10 protein-coding genes are annotated in these 13,169 nt (G+C 64.4%); 4 read left to right on the top strand and 6 right to left on the bottom strand.

The genetic code is table 11. The features are described 5' to 3' along the window. Positions 1-147: 147 nt before the first annotated feature. Positions 148-603, bottom strand: coding sequence for a YchJ family protein (locus AC1IN8_RS15215; protein ID WP_479759459.1), 456 nt, complete (start codon positions 601-603; stop codon positions 148-150). A gap of 130 nt (positions 604-733) precedes the next feature. Between AC1IN8_RS15215 and AC1IN8_RS15220 the strand changes: the two genes are divergently transcribed. The 4 genes from AC1IN8_RS15220 (at position 734) to AC1IN8_RS15235 (ending at position 5,963) form a co-directional block, all read left to right on the top strand. Beyond that, positions 734-2,401: a methyl-accepting chemotaxis protein gene (locus tag AC1IN8_RS15220; protein ID WP_139434279.1), complete on the top strand. Its 1,668-nt coding sequence runs from the start codon at positions 734-736 to the stop codon at positions 2,399-2,401. Between the two features lie 104 nt (positions 2,402-2,505). Then, positions 2,506-3,717, top strand: a complete 1,212-nt coding sequence (locus AC1IN8_RS15225; protein ID WP_139434280.1) for an ROK family protein — start codon at positions 2,506-2,508, stop codon at positions 3,715-3,717. Beyond that, a complete protein-coding gene (locus AC1IN8_RS15230; protein WP_202045869.1) occupies positions 3,714-5,297 on the top strand; it encodes an ATP-binding protein in 1,584 nt (527 codons plus the stop codon). The genes AC1IN8_RS15225 and AC1IN8_RS15230 overlap by 4 nt, the downstream gene beginning before the upstream one ends. Continuing rightward, positions 5,298-5,963, top strand: a complete 666-nt coding sequence (locus tag AC1IN8_RS15235; RefSeq protein ID WP_479759461.1) for a response regulator — start codon at positions 5,298-5,300, stop codon at positions 5,961-5,963. A gap of 60 nt (positions 5,964-6,023) precedes the next feature. On the opposite strand, the gene AC1IN8_RS15240 is transcribed toward AC1IN8_RS15235, so the two are convergent. From AC1IN8_RS15240 to AC1IN8_RS15260, 5 genes are all read right to left on the bottom strand, one after another. Continuing rightward, positions 6,024-7,556 carry a tripartite tricarboxylate transporter permease gene (locus AC1IN8_RS15240; RefSeq protein WP_139434283.1) on the bottom strand — a complete coding sequence of 511 codons (1,533 nt, stop codon included), beginning with the start codon at positions 7,554-7,556 and terminating at the stop codon, positions 6,024-6,026. Positions 7,557-7,565: 9 nt separating this feature from the next. Continuing rightward, positions 7,566-8,027: a tripartite tricarboxylate transporter TctB family protein gene (locus tag AC1IN8_RS15245; protein WP_139434284.1), complete on the bottom strand. Its 462-nt coding sequence runs from the start codon at positions 8,025-8,027 to the stop codon at positions 7,566-7,568. A 42-nt stretch (positions 8,028-8,069) separates the two neighbouring features. Continuing rightward, a complete protein-coding gene (locus tag AC1IN8_RS15250) occupies positions 8,070-9,035 on the bottom strand; it encodes a tripartite tricarboxylate transporter substrate binding protein (protein WP_139434285.1) in 966 nt (321 codons plus the stop codon). A gap of 204 nt (positions 9,036-9,239) precedes the next feature. Continuing rightward, positions 9,240-10,763, bottom strand: coding sequence for an MltF family protein (locus AC1IN8_RS15255; protein ID WP_479759464.1), 1,524 nt, complete (start codon positions 10,761-10,763; stop codon positions 9,240-9,242). Between the two features lie 209 nt (positions 10,764-10,972). After that, positions 10,973-12,658 (bottom strand): aspartate:alanine antiporter, encoded by a 1,686-nt coding sequence (locus AC1IN8_RS15260; protein ID WP_139434287.1) that lies wholly within the window; start codon positions 12,656-12,658, stop codon positions 10,973-10,975. Positions 12,659-13,169: the final 511 nt, after the last annotated feature.

Here is a 13,169-nt window from a genome sequence, read left to right on the forward strand (position 1 = left end):
TTAATGTTCGTAAACGCTCATTATGTGTGAGGTGATGAGCGAAATGTGATGAGGGTCACGTCACCGCCGAGGCGGGCAGGGGGCTGCACGAGAAGAGGAGGGGAAGGCCAGCCCGCGGGCTGGCCGGATGGCGGCATATAGGGAGGGTTAGCCGCAGCACTTCTTGAACTTCTTGCCGCTGCCACAGGGGCAGGGATCGTTGCGACCCGCTTTGGGCTGCGCCGGATCCTGCTCGCCGTCGGTGTAGACCCAGCGCCCCTGGTGGCGCACGAAGCGGGAGCGCTCGTGCAGACAGTGGCGCTCATCCCCCTCCCAAAACCAGGCCTTGAACTCCACCATGCCGGTCTCATCCGCGGGGCCGCCCTGGGCGGACAGGATCTCCAGCCCCGCCCAGCGGGTGTCGGTGTGGGAGAGCGCCTCTGGGGTCAGATCCCCCAGATAGTCCGGGTGCCAGCTATGGACCAGGTACTCTCCCAAGCCCAGCACGAAGGCGCTGTAGCGGGAGCGCATCAGCTGCTCGGTGGTGGTGGCGGCCTGGCCGGCGTGAAGCGCGCCGCAGCATTGGGCGAGGGAAAGAGAGGAACCGCAAGGACATTGGCTCATGGGTCAGTTCATCGGGTCGATAATAGAAGGTGGCGGGATTGTAGCTAAGGCACTCCCCCTTCGGCCAGCACTCCATGGCTGAGCGAGCAGGAACGAAGCACCCACAATAAATGGCTAAAGGAAGTACAAGATGACGCTAAAGCAGAAAATTCTGTTGCTGGGGGCCATCCCCGTGCTGCTGATGGCCCTGGTGGTCAACCTCAGCAACTACCTGGTGGCCAGGAGCGACCTGGAGTCCGAGCTGGTGGTGGCGAGAGACAAGGCGGTCAAGGAGCGCAAGGCCCTGCTCAGCAGCTACCTGATGCTCGCCAAGACGGCCATCGAGAAAGAGTATGCCGCGCCGGACAGCCCGGAGGCCCGTGCCCGGGTGAAGGAGCTGCTGCGCCCCTTGCGTTATGGCAGTGACGGTTACTTCTTCGTCTACGACTTCCAGGGCAATACCCTGCTGCTGCCCACTCGCCCCGAGGTGGAGGGCAAGAACCGCTGGCAGGACAAGGATACCAAGGGCACCTTCCTCATTCAGGAGATCGTCAAGGCGGCCCGTGAGGGGGATGGCTACTCGGAGTACTGGACCAACAAGCCCTCCATCGGGCGGGATGCGCCCAAGCTCTCCTTCAACCTGGTGCTCGACAAGTACCAGTGGGTGGTGGGGACCGGCTTCTACATAGATGACATCGACACCGAGCTGGCGGCCCTGCGCAGTGAGCGCGAGGAGAACATGCACGGCTCACTGCAGAGCAGCGTGCTGCTCATTCTGGTGATCCTGGGGGTGACCCTGGCGGTGACAGTGGTGCTCGGCAACCGGGTCACCCGGCCGCTGGCGGATGCGGTCGCAGCCCTCAATGACATCGCCGACGGGGAGGGGGATCTGACCCGGCGCCTCAAGGTGCAGAGTCATGACGAGGTGGGCCAGCTGGCCAGCGCCTTCAACCGCTTCGTGGAGCGGATCCAGTCGGTGGTGAGCCAGGTCGGGGAGACCAGCCATCAGCTGCTGGGGGCCGTGGATCGCCTGCACAGCTTAAGCGAGCACGCCGACCGGCAGATGCAAGGCCACGGCAAGGAGACGGATCAGGTGGTCACCGCGGTGACCGAGATGAGCTCCACCGCCCAGGAAGTGGCGGCCAGCGCCTCCAACGCGGCCACGGCCACCAGCGACGCGGCGCGGGAATCCGATGCGGCCCGCGAGGTGGTGGGCAGCGCCATCGGCAGCATCAACCGCCTGGTGGAGGAGGTGCACACCGCCTCCGGTGTCATCGAGCAGCTGGCCCAGGAGACCGGCAAGATAGGATCCGTGGTGGAGGTGATTCGCGGCATCGCCGATCAGACCAACCTGCTGGCGCTCAATGCCGCCATCGAGGCGGCCCGGGCCGGTGAGCAGGGGCGCGGCTTTGCGGTGGTGGCGGACGAGGTCCGTTCGCTGGCCGGTCGCACCCAGCAGAGCACCAAGGAGATCAACGAGATGCTGCAGCGGCTGCAGGGTGGCGTGCGTCAGGCGGTGGAGGTGATGCAGGCGAGCGAATCGCGCAGCCAGGAGACGGTGCAGGAGGCGAGCCACATCGCCAGCTCCCTCGACAGCATGGTGACGGCGGTCAGCACCATCAACGACATGAACATCCAGATAGCGACCGCCGCCGAGGAGCAGCATGCGGTCTCCGAGGAGATCAACAAGAACCTGGTGGCCATACAGCAGATCGTCAGCGAGCTGACCGAGGCCGCCGGGGAGTCCAACACCACCACCCGGGCCCTGGCCGGCACGGGTGACAAATTGCGTCAACTCGTCTCCCGCTTCCGTTACTAGTCACATTTTTGCCGTCTGGACGTCATTTCCAGACGGCAAATTTGGGGATCGGCGCAGAATGTGGGAAAATCGCGCCATTCGTTCCTTTCGTTAGCCCCTACCCTATGAATGAGATCGTGAAAGGCAGTATCGATTTGATCCGTCAGCTCAACTACGGTCTGGTCTACGCCAGCCTGGAAGAGCACAAGGAACTGTCCCGTACCGATCTGTCCCGTTTGACCGGCCTCTCACCGGCCAGCATCACCAAGATCACCCGCGAACTGCTCGATGGCGGTCTGGTGGTCACCTGTGGCGAGAGCTCGGTGGGCCGTGGCCGTCGTCAGACCTTGCTGCGCATCAACGAGCGCCGCTTCCAGTTTCTCTCCATGCGTCTTGGCCGCGGTTACGTGGACATGGCCCTGTTCGATCTCGCCGGCCACTCCCTGGCGCGTCATCGCCACCTGTTCAGCGAGTCGGAACGCGACGATCTGCTGGCCAGCCTGGTGCGGGCCATCGAGGTTTTCCTGCCGAAGAAGGCCCTGCGGCTGGCCTGCATCGCCCTCTGCCTGCCCGGGCAGGTGGAGCGCCACTCCGGCATGGTCAAGCACTTCCCCTTCTATGATCTGCGCAACTGGCCGCTCGGGCCCAGCCTGCAAGAGGCCTTCGAGGTGCCCGTGCTGGTGAGCGGCGACGTGCGCACCTGGATCCAGGCCGAGCGGGAGTGGGGCGCCGCCAGGAACTGCGCCGATGCGGTGCTGGTGTTCGTCCACAACGACATAGGGGTGGGTATGGTGGTCAACGGCCAGCTCATCGAGAGCGAGTCGGCCCTGCTCGGGGATCTCAGCCACCTGCAGCTGGAACCCTATGGCCAGCGCTGCTACTGCGGCGGCTTCGGCTGCGCCTGTACGCTGGTGACCAACCAGGCGCTGGAGGCCCAGTACCGGGACCTGCGCGAGCGGATGCAGGAGCACGATCTGCCGGCGAGCGTCAACATCCGCGAGCTGTGCGAGCTGGCGCTGGCGGGCAACAGCCTGTGCCAGGACATACTGCATCAGGCGGCGGGCCGGCTCTCCCGGGTGCTGGCCAACCTCATCTGCCTGCTCAACCCGGGCAAGCTGCTGCTGGGGGGGGAGATCACCCGGGCCGATCGGCTGCTGTTCCCCATGCTGCACCAGTCCCTGGCGAGTCAGCTGCCGGCGGAATACCTGGTGCGGCTGCAGATAGAGTCCACCCATTTTTACGAAGATCCCACCAAGCCCACCTCGGTGCAGGTGCACAAGGCCCTGCGGGATGGCAGCCTGCTGCTCGATCTGTTGCGAGGTGACAGGGAGGCATGAAGCTGGGGTTGCAAGGACGCATCCTGCTCATGCTCTGCCTGGTCAGCCTGCTGCAACTGGTGCTGCTGAGCGGGGCCAGCTACTACTATGTCGCCGAGCAGCGCTACCGGGAGGTGGGGGATCAGGCCCTGGACGTGGCGCGGCTGGTGGCCCGTGAGCCCGGCGTCATCGCGGGGGTGAAGCGGGTCGATCGGGCGCGGCTCAACGTGCTGGTGGAGCGGATGCGGGCCGAGGTCGGTGCCAGCTACATCGTCATCGGCGATGAGGAGGCGCGCCGCCTGGTGCACCCCAATGCGGACAGGATAGGCAAACCCATGATGGGGGACGATCCTGCCCGTGCCCTGCAGGGGGAGTTCTACATCTCCCGCGCCCAGGGCTCCCTCGGGGTCTCGGTGCGCGGCAAGGGGCCCATCCGGGATGAGATGGGGAGGGTCATCGGCGTGGTCTCGGTCGGTTATCTGGTGCGGGACATAGAGGCGGACCTGCAGGGTTTCCTGCGTTTCGGCCTCGCCATGACCCTCCTCATCGTGCTGCTCAACAGCGCCGCCGCGGCCTGGCTGGCCAAGCGCTACAAGCGGGCCCTGCTGGGGTTTGAGCCCGAGCAGATAGGGCGCCTCTATGCGGAGCTCGACTGCACCCTGCGCACGGTGCGCGAGGGGATACTCACCATAGACGAGCAGGGCAGGCTCACCTCCCTCAATCCCAACGGCATCCGGCTGCTGCGCCTCGATGAGCGGGCCGCGCAGGCCGCCATAGGCCAGCCCGTCACCCGCTTGCTGCCCGGCAGCCGCATGCTCTCCCTCATCCAGGATCCCCGGCCCCAGTATGACGAGGAGATAGTGCTCAACGGCCAGTCTCTCATCGTCAACCGGCTGCCCCTGGTGCAGGAGGGCAGACTGATTGGCGCCGTCTCGAGCTTTCGGCGCAAGGACGAGCTGGCCGAGCTCAGTGCCCAGCTCTCCCAGGTGCAGGCCTACAGCGATCTGCTGCGGGTGCAGACCCACGAACACAACAACCAGCTCGGCACCATAGCCGGTCTCATCGAGCTGGGTGCCACCCGGGAGGCACTCGCCTTCATCGGCCGGGAGGCGGCCACCGAGCAGACCCTGCTGAGCTTTTTGATGGGGGCCATCGCCAAGCCCAAGGTGGCGGGTCTGCTGCTTGGCAAGTATCACAGGGCCCACGAGCTGGGACTGGTGCTGGAGGTGGACCCGGATTCCCGCCTGCACGACATCCCCGCCCGGGTCAGCGGCTCCCAGCTGGTGACCCTGCTTGGCAACCTCATCGACAACGCCTTCGAGGCGACCCGCCGCCATGGCGCCCCCTATCAGCCGATCCGGGTCTCTTTGAGCGATCTCGGCCAGGATCTCATCCTGGAGGTGGAGGACGGGGCCGGTGGGGTGGATCCCGCCCTGGCGGACACCTTGTTCGAGCGCGGGGTGAGCAGCAAGGCGGAGCCCGGCCACGGCATCGGCCTCGCCCTGGTGCGCAGGACCCTGGATGCCCTGCAGGGGACCATCACCATCGAAGCCACGGCGCAGGGAAGTTGCGTCGTCTGTTACATTCCCAAGGAGGTGTGAGTGATCAAGATCCTGATCGTCGAGGATGATCCGGCCATTGCCGAGATCCACCGTCGCTTCGTGCAGCGGCTGGCGGGGTTCGAGGTGCTGGGGGTGGCGCTCACCCTGTTCGATGCGAGAGAGCAGATAGCCATCCTCAAGCCTGATCTGGTGCTGCTGGATGTATGGCTGCCGGACGGGGAGGGCTTCTCCCTGCTGCGGGAGCTGCGCCAGTGCGGGGCCCATCTCGACGTCATCCTGCTCACCGCCGCCCGTGAGGCCGCAGCCCTGCAGGAGGCGATGCGCCTCGGGGTGGTGGATTTCATTTTGAAGCCCGTGGTGTTCGAGCGACTGCGCGACACCCTCGACACATACTGCCAGAGCCGCGCCGCCCTGGCCGCCCTGGCGGACATCGATCAGCAGGCGGTGGATGCGCTCTTTGGCACCCCGCTGCAACAGGTGGCGGCGGGCGGCCTGCCCAAGGGAATAGACGCCCTCACCCTGCAAAGGGTGCTGGCGGCCCTCGATCAGCAGGGGGCCAGCGCCGAGGAGATAGGCAACCGGGTCGGGGTGAGCCGCACCACGGCGCGCCGCTACCTGGAGTTTCTGGTGGGTCAGCAGCTTGCGAGCCCCGAGCTCGAATACGGCACCGTCGGGCGGCCGGAGCGGCGCTACCGCCAGCGGTGAGTGGCCGGTTCCAACCCAAAAAAAGAGCGCCTGTTGGCGCTCTTTTTGTGATGGCTGGGATCAGGTCGGGTCGGATTGCAGGGTCGCCACCGGCGTGCGACGGGCCTGCCACCACTGCCAGAGCGGCAGCAACAGCATCACCAGGGTGACCAGGGTGAAGCCCAGGGTGATGGGGCGCTCCCACAGGAAGCTCAGGGAGCCGTCGTTGATCACCAGGGCCCGGCGCAGGTTGTCCTCCAGCATGCCCCCCAGGATGAAGCCGAGCAGCATGGGAGCCATGGGGAAGTCCAGCAGGCGCAGGCCGATGGCCACCAGGGCCACCAGCACCATCACATAGATGTCCATGGTGTTGAAGGAGACCAGATAGACCCCGATGAGCGAGAACAGCAGCACCATGGGAATGAGCACGGGGCGCGGCACCTGCAGTACCTTGGCCAGGTAGGGAATGAGCGGCAGGTTGAGGATCAAGAGCACCACGTTGCCCAGATACATGGAGATGATCACCGACCAGAACACGTCCGGGTGCTCCATGAAGAGGCGCGGGCCTGGCTGGATACCGTAGGCGATGAGGGCCCCCAGCATCAGGGCCGTGGTGCCGGAGCCCGGGATCCCCAGGGTCAGCAACGGCACGAAGGCCCCGCTGGAGGCGGCGTTGTTGGCCGCTTCCGGCGCGGCTATGCCGGTCAGGCTGCCCTTGCCAAACTCGTCCCGCTTGCCCTTGCGGGCGAAGTTGCGCTCGGCGCCATAGGCCATGAAGGAGGCGATGGTGGCGCCGGCTCCCGGCAGCACGCCGATGAGGAACCCCAGCACAGAGGAGCGGGCGATGGGGGGCGCTATCTCCTTGACCTCGTCCCGGCTGAGTTTGAGGGAGCCGAGCTGCTGCAGCTTGCTCGCCTCCTCCTTGCTGGTGTCCTTGCCCGGGCGCAGCACCGTCATCAGGATCTCCGCCAGGGCGAAGGTGGCCATGGCCAGCAGCAGGAAGGAGAAGCCATCCCGCAGATCCGGCAGGCCGAAGGTGAATCTGTCCACCCCGACGCTGCGGTCGATGCCGACGGTGGAGATCATGATGCCAAACAGCGCCATGATCAGTGCCTTGAGCACCTGGCCCTTGCCGGCGAAGGCCGCCACCGCGGAGAGCCCGAGCACCATGAGGGCGAAGTAGTCCGCCGACTGGAAGGCGAGAGAGACCTTGGCGAGCAGGGGCGCCGCCACCATCAGGAAGATAGCCGACAGGGTGCCGCCGACGAAGGAGGCGTAGGCGGCGATGGCCAGCGCCTTGCCTGCGAACCCCTTGCAGGCCAGCGGATAGCCGTCGATGGCGGTGATCATGCTGGCGGAGCAGCCCGGGGTGTTGATCAGGATGGAGGCGGTGGAGCCGCCGAACATGGAGCCGTAATAGACCCCGGCCATCAGTATGATGCCGGAGGCCGGATCCAGCCCGTAGGTGATGGGGATCATCAGGGCGATGGCGGTGACGGGCCCGAGGCCCGGCAGCATGCCGATGAAGGTGCCGACGAAGCAGCCGACCACCACCATGAAGAGGTTGATGGGCATCATGGCGGTGCCGAGCCCTTGCAGGATTCCGTCTAACATGGGTTCTCCTTATCCCAGCAACTGGGTGAACAGCCGACCCGGCTCGAGATAGACATTGAGCCCCTTGGTCAGCAGGGCCCAGAAAATGAGGGTGAAGGGGATGCTCACCTTGCAGGCGAAGGCGAGGCTCTGCTCGCCCATCAGCAGGATGCCGCCGATGAGGAACAGGATGGTGGCGATGAGGAAGCCGAGCCAGCCGAGGGCCAGGCCATAGACCAGCATCAGCCCCAGCAGGGCGAACACCAGCCGCCAGTTGCCGGACTCCTTGCCCAGTCGCTCCCCTCCCGGGGAACAGATCAGGATCAGGGAGAGCAGGACCCCTACACCCGCCAGGGCATAGGGCAGGGTGCTGGCGGTAAAGGGTTCATATTCGTCCCCCGGGTAACCGGGGATCTGGGTGGCGTGATAGCCATAGGCGAGGGAGAGCAGCAAAAACAGCAGCCCCCCGAACCTTTCCTTGGTCAGTCGCATGATGACTCCGATGGGCGGGCCTGGCCCGCCACGGGCTGAAGGTTACTTGATGAAGCCGAGCTCGCGCATCAGGCCGCCAATTTGCTGCTCCTGGCTGTTGAGGAAGGCAGTGAACTCGGGGCCGGCCTGATACTGGTTGATCCAGCTGTTGCGCGCGCGCACCACTTCCCACTCCGGCTTGTCGTACATCTGCTTGAGCAGGGCGGCGAACTCGGCGGACTGCTCGGGGCTGACGTCGGGAGAGGCGAAGTAGCCGCGCCAGTTGGCAAAGACGGTGGGGTTGCCCTGTTCGCTGAAGGTGGGCACCTCGCTCGCATCCGGCATCCGCTCGGGGGCGGTGACGCCGAGGATCCGCATCTGGCCGGACTTGACTGCCTCCATCGCCTCGCCAAAGCCGGTGGAGAGCACCTGGGTTTCCCCCGCCAGTACCGCCGCCATGGCGCTGCCACCGGCGTCATAGGCCACGTAGCGCAGCTTGCCGGCATCGGCCCCCGCATTCTTGAAGGTCATGGCGGCCACCAGGTGATCCAGGCTGCCGCGGGCGGAGCCACCGGCGATCTTCACCTTGGCGGGATTGGCTTCATAGGCGGCCAGCAACTGGGCCCAGTTCTGATAGGGGGAGTCCAGGGGGACCGCCAGCGCCTGATAGTCGGCGATGATGGCGGCAACCGGGGTGAGATCCCGGAAGGATTGCGGCAGCTCCTTGGAGAGGGACTTGACGATGATGGGGGTGGAGTTGACCAGCAGCGTCTTGTCGGACTGGGCCGAGGTCTCGATCAGGTGGGCGATGGCCTTGGCGCCGCCGCCGGCCGAGATGTTCTGGTAGGAGGCGGTGGTGATGAGGCCGGACTTGGTCAGGGCCTCGCCGGTGCCACGGGCCGTGTTGTCCCAGCCGCCGCCGGCGCCGCCCGGGATCAGGAAGTGGACTTCGTCTATCTTGGCCTGGACGCCGAGGCTGGCTCCCAGCAGGCAGCAGAGCAGGGTGCGCTTGAAGGTTCCTTGCAACATGGTGTTCTCCTTGTGATTGTTGCCAGGAGGTTAATTAATCGTGTCTGATTGGAAAACAATCTGGCCGTAATGGCTATTAAGGCTGTTCTGCCCATTCTGTTCATTCTGGTCATGGGGGGAAGGGCGCTTTTCGCCTAAGAAGAGGCGGGGCTCGCCTCTGCTGAAGAGGGAGCCCCGCCTGCAACTGACATTGGTCCTGGCTGCCTATGATTTCTCTGCCGCCGAGACTTTCTCGCCCATCTTCTCCTGCTGCTTGAGGGTGTCGGTGGCCTGCTCCTTGAGCTGCAACTGCTCCATCACCAGCTTGTAGGCGATGTAGTACTTGTAGATGTTGCCCACATAGGTCACGGTCTCCGGGCCTATCTTCTCCGCCGCCACGTACTCGACGTTGTGGAACCAGACATTGGGGTCCAGCCCCCGCTTCTTGGCCTCGGCCCGCAGCCGCGCCACCCGGGCGGGACCGGCGTTGTAGGAGGCAAACGAGAACAGGGCCTTGTCGAGGGCCGTCATGGGCTCGTCGGCGTAGTAGTGATCTATCATCCAGCGCATGTATTTGACGCCGCCGTGGATGTTGGGCTCGAGCTGGCGTATGTCCCCCACCTTGAGCCCTTTCCCGGTGGCGGGCATGATCTGCATGATGCCGATGGCGCCGACATGACTGCGCGCCTTGTGGTTGAGGGCCGACTCCTGATAGCCCTGGGCCGCGATCAGCAGCCAGTCCACGTCGTATTTATTGCCGTATTCACGAAACAGCTCCACCACCTGCAGGAACTTCTTGCGCTCGGCCTCGGCGGCGGCGCTCTTGATGAACTTGTTCTGTTTGAGGTAGCGGGCCAGGATGGCCTCGCCGGTGGCCTTGCCCCGCAGCGCCTTGATCTGCTCGTTGAGCATGGCGAGCAGCTGGGTGCTCTCCTTGCGTACCGCCCAGGCGATGATGCCGCCGTCGCGAAACACGGGCTCTTCGTGGATCCGGATAGCAGGGAAGATCTTCTGCCAGAAGCGGGCCTTGTGCTCATCCATGACGATGAAGGGGAGCAGGCCGGCATTGACCATCTCCACCAGATCTTCATCTTCCAGCACCTCGGAGGCGGGCTGGATGTCGATGAGGGGGTCCCCCGCCTCCTTGCGTGCCTGGTTGTAGGCCATCAGGCTCTCGAAGTAGCTGGAGGAGGGCCTGACATAGATGCTCTTGCCCCCGAGATCGGCGGCGCTCTCCACCTTGGGGGAGTCCGGCCCCGAGATGAGCAGCTCGCGCACGTTCTCGATGAGGGGGGCGCTGAACTCCACCCCTTGCTGCCTGCGCTTGTCCGTGATGGTGAGGTTGGCGGCGGCGATGTCCCCCTTGCCGTCGATGAGGGCCTTCAGCAGGTTTTCCCGGGCGACCGGAATGAAGACGAAGTTCAGCTTGAGGTGACGCTTGATGGCCTTGTCCTTGCGCAGCTGCTCGTTGAGCCGCTTTTCAACCTGCATGAAGGCGTCGTAGGTGACCCCCCGTTGCACCCCCTTGTGGATGAAGTAGCCGGTCTTGTTGTAGGTGGTCAGCACCCTGATGGTGCGCCGTTCCATCATGGCGTCGAGGTCCCCCAACATGGGTTTGGCGAGATCCTCGCTGGCGAAGCTGAGGGCGCTGCGCGCCTCTTCTTCGACTGCCGCCTTGTCCGCTTCGGCGCTCCAGGCCAGTGGCAGGGAACCCAGCACCCAAACAAGGAAAATCCATAAGCGTTTCATGACGATCACCTCACTCGTTTTACTGAGTGTAAGTGCCGCGCAGGGGGCGCTTTAGCTCTTTGAGTTTCATCGCCGCCAGCCAATAGCACGATTCCAGCTATCCAGCCTGCTGCCCCTCCCTGGTCGTTGAAAGCCCTCAGCCCCGACAATAAAAGAGGGAGCCCATGGGCTCCCTCTTTGCGGATTGTGCCGGGTCAAGGGGACCTGGGCTAGAACCAGAAACCGATGATGAAGGAGCCCGCCAGGGTCAGCATCACGTTGGCCACCGCATAGGTGCCGGCGTAGCCGAGCGCCGGGATCGAGCTGTTGGCGGCCTCGTTGACCACGTCCATGGCCGGGGCGCAGGTACGGGCCCCCGTGATGGCCCCGAGCAGCAGGGCGGGGTTCATCTTCAGCACCCAGACCCCGAACAGATAGCCCACCAGCACCGGCAAGGTGGTCACCAGCATGCCGGAGAAGAGCACCACCACCCCCACCTCGCTGAGGTGATCCAGGATGCCGCCCCCCGCTTTCAACCCTGTGCTCACCATGAAGACGGCGAGGCCGAGATCCTTGGCAAGGCGCAAGGCACCGGGCGGCACATAACCGACCGTCGGGTGGTTGGCCCTCAGGTAACCCATCAGGATCCCCGCCAGCAGCAGGCCGACGGCGTTGCCGAGGCCAAATTCGATCTGGCCGAACACCAGGGAGACGGAGCCAATCAGCAGGCCGAGTACGAAGAAGGTGGTGAAGGCCACCAGATCCGTGGTCTGGCTGTGGATGCTGATGAAGCCGATCTTGTTGGCCAAGAGCTTGACCCGCTGCTTCTCGCCGCTGATCTGCAGCACGTCGCCTTTTTGCAGCATGATGTTGCGATCGAACGGCATCTCGATCTGGGAGCGCACCACCCGGTTGAGGAAGCAGCCCTTCTCGGTCAGGTTGAGCTCCACCAGATGGCGGCCCACCACGGCGTCGTTCTTCACCACTATCTCTTCGGTGACGATCTGCAGGTCGAGCAGGTTGCGGTCAAACACCTCCTTGCCGTTGCGGTAGTTGACGTCCAGCTTCTCGTGGCTCTCGGGATAGCCCACCAGGGCGATCTCGTCCCCCTCCTGGATCACCGCGTCTCCATCCGGGCTCGCCAGTATGCCGTTGCGGCGGATCCGCTCCACATAGCAGCCGGTGTGGGGGTAGATGCCGGTTTCGCGCAGGGTGCGGCCACCTATCCAGGCGGCGAGCTCGGGGCCGACTCTGTAGGCGCGGATGATGGGCAGGTAGGTCTTGCGGCTCTCGCTGTCGGAGAGCCCACGCTCGCGGGCGATCTTCTGGGCCTCGGTATTGAGGTCGAGTCGTGCCAGGGAGGGGAGGTAGCGCACCACCAGCATCAGCCCCACCAGACCCACCAGGTAGGTCAGGGCGTAGCCGATGCCCATGTTGTCGAGCACGGGCTGCATGTCGGTGCCGTGGGGCAGGTTGAGCAGGCCGCTGCGCAGGGCATCCTGGGCCCCCACCAGCGCCGGGGTCGAGGTGAGCGACCCCGCCAGTATCCCCGCCGCCATGCCGGGCCCCAGATTGAAGAACTTGGCCAGTCCCACCGTCAGCAGCAAGGCGGTCAGCAGGATCACCAGGGTCAGGGTGATGTAGTGGATGCCGTCGCGCAGGAAGACGCTGAAGAAGTGCGGGCCCGCCTCGATCCCCACACAGAAGATGAACAGCATGAAGCCGACGTTCTCGGTGGAGGTGGAGAACTGGAACCCCATCTGGCCAAACAGCAGGGCGGTGAACAGCACCCCTATGGTGTTGCCAATCTGGAAGTTGCCGATGCGCACCTTGCCCAGCAGCAGGCCGAAGGCCAGCACCACGAACAGCAGCAGGGAGTCGCTTTGATGTAGCAGTGTCACGAAATCTATGGTCATGCCCGGAAAAACCGAGGAAAAAAGTGGGGCCGATATTGTGCCGGATCCCTCATCAAGAAAGAAGCGCGAAAGCGGATTAACGGCCAGTTAAGTGCTGGTCTCCCCGGGGAGGGGAGGGATGCGCGGGCAACTTGGGGAAAATACCTCTATTTTCCGCTGCCGTTCTCGCTGTCAATGAGTGATTTCTGCTGTCGACCGGGGAAGGAGTGACAGCCCTGTGGACAATTTATTACCTGCTGTGCAGGGGGCGATTGAGCATGGTTTTCAGCATTTTTGACTGGCGGGGAGCGAGGGATGCAAAGGAACCCTTCTTGCCGTTCGGTGGAGGCTGACCCATGGCACGGGGCATGGCGAAAAAAAAGTGGCAGGAAGAGGAGGTCTCGCCCCCGTCCGACCCATTTAGGGGGGAGGGCAAAAACAGGAGAAAATGGGGGGCGAGATGTTTCGCCTCGCCAAAGCGGAGACAATCGCTGCCAACCTAGGCCTGCATTGGGTTTGGCACACTTACCCA

The sequence above is a fragment of the Aeromonas sp. 130281 genome, from assembly GCF_056642115.1.

Coding starts and splice junctions, on each gene's coding strand:
- AC1IN8_RS15255 (WP_479759464.1), bottom strand. CDS start 10,763: ATGAAACGCTTATGGATTTTCCTTGTTTGGGTGCTGGGTTCCCTGCCA.
- AC1IN8_RS15230 (WP_202045869.1), top strand. CDS start 3,714: ATGAAGCTGGGGTTGCAAGGACGCATCCTGCTCATGCTCTGCCTGGTC.
- AC1IN8_RS15240 (WP_139434283.1), bottom strand. CDS start 7,556: ATGTTAGACGGAATCCTGCAAGGGCTCGGCACCGCCATGATGCCCATC.
- AC1IN8_RS15215 (WP_479759459.1), bottom strand. CDS start 603: ATGAGCCAATGTCCTTGCGGTTCCTCTCTTTCCCTCGCCCAATGCTGC.
- AC1IN8_RS15220 (WP_139434279.1), top strand. CDS start 734: ATGACGCTAAAGCAGAAAATTCTGTTGCTGGGGGCCATCCCCGTGCTG.
- AC1IN8_RS15260 (WP_139434287.1), bottom strand. CDS start 12,658: ATGACCATAGATTTCGTGACACTGCTACATCAAAGCGACTCCCTGCTG.
- AC1IN8_RS15245 (WP_139434284.1), bottom strand. CDS start 8,027: ATGCGACTGACCAAGGAAAGGTTCGGGGGGCTGCTGTTTTTGCTGCTC.
- AC1IN8_RS15250 (WP_139434285.1), bottom strand. CDS start 9,035: ATGTTGCAAGGAACCTTCAAGCGCACCCTGCTCTGCTGCCTGCTGGGA.
- AC1IN8_RS15225 (WP_139434280.1), top strand. CDS start 2,506: ATGAATGAGATCGTGAAAGGCAGTATCGATTTGATCCGTCAGCTCAAC.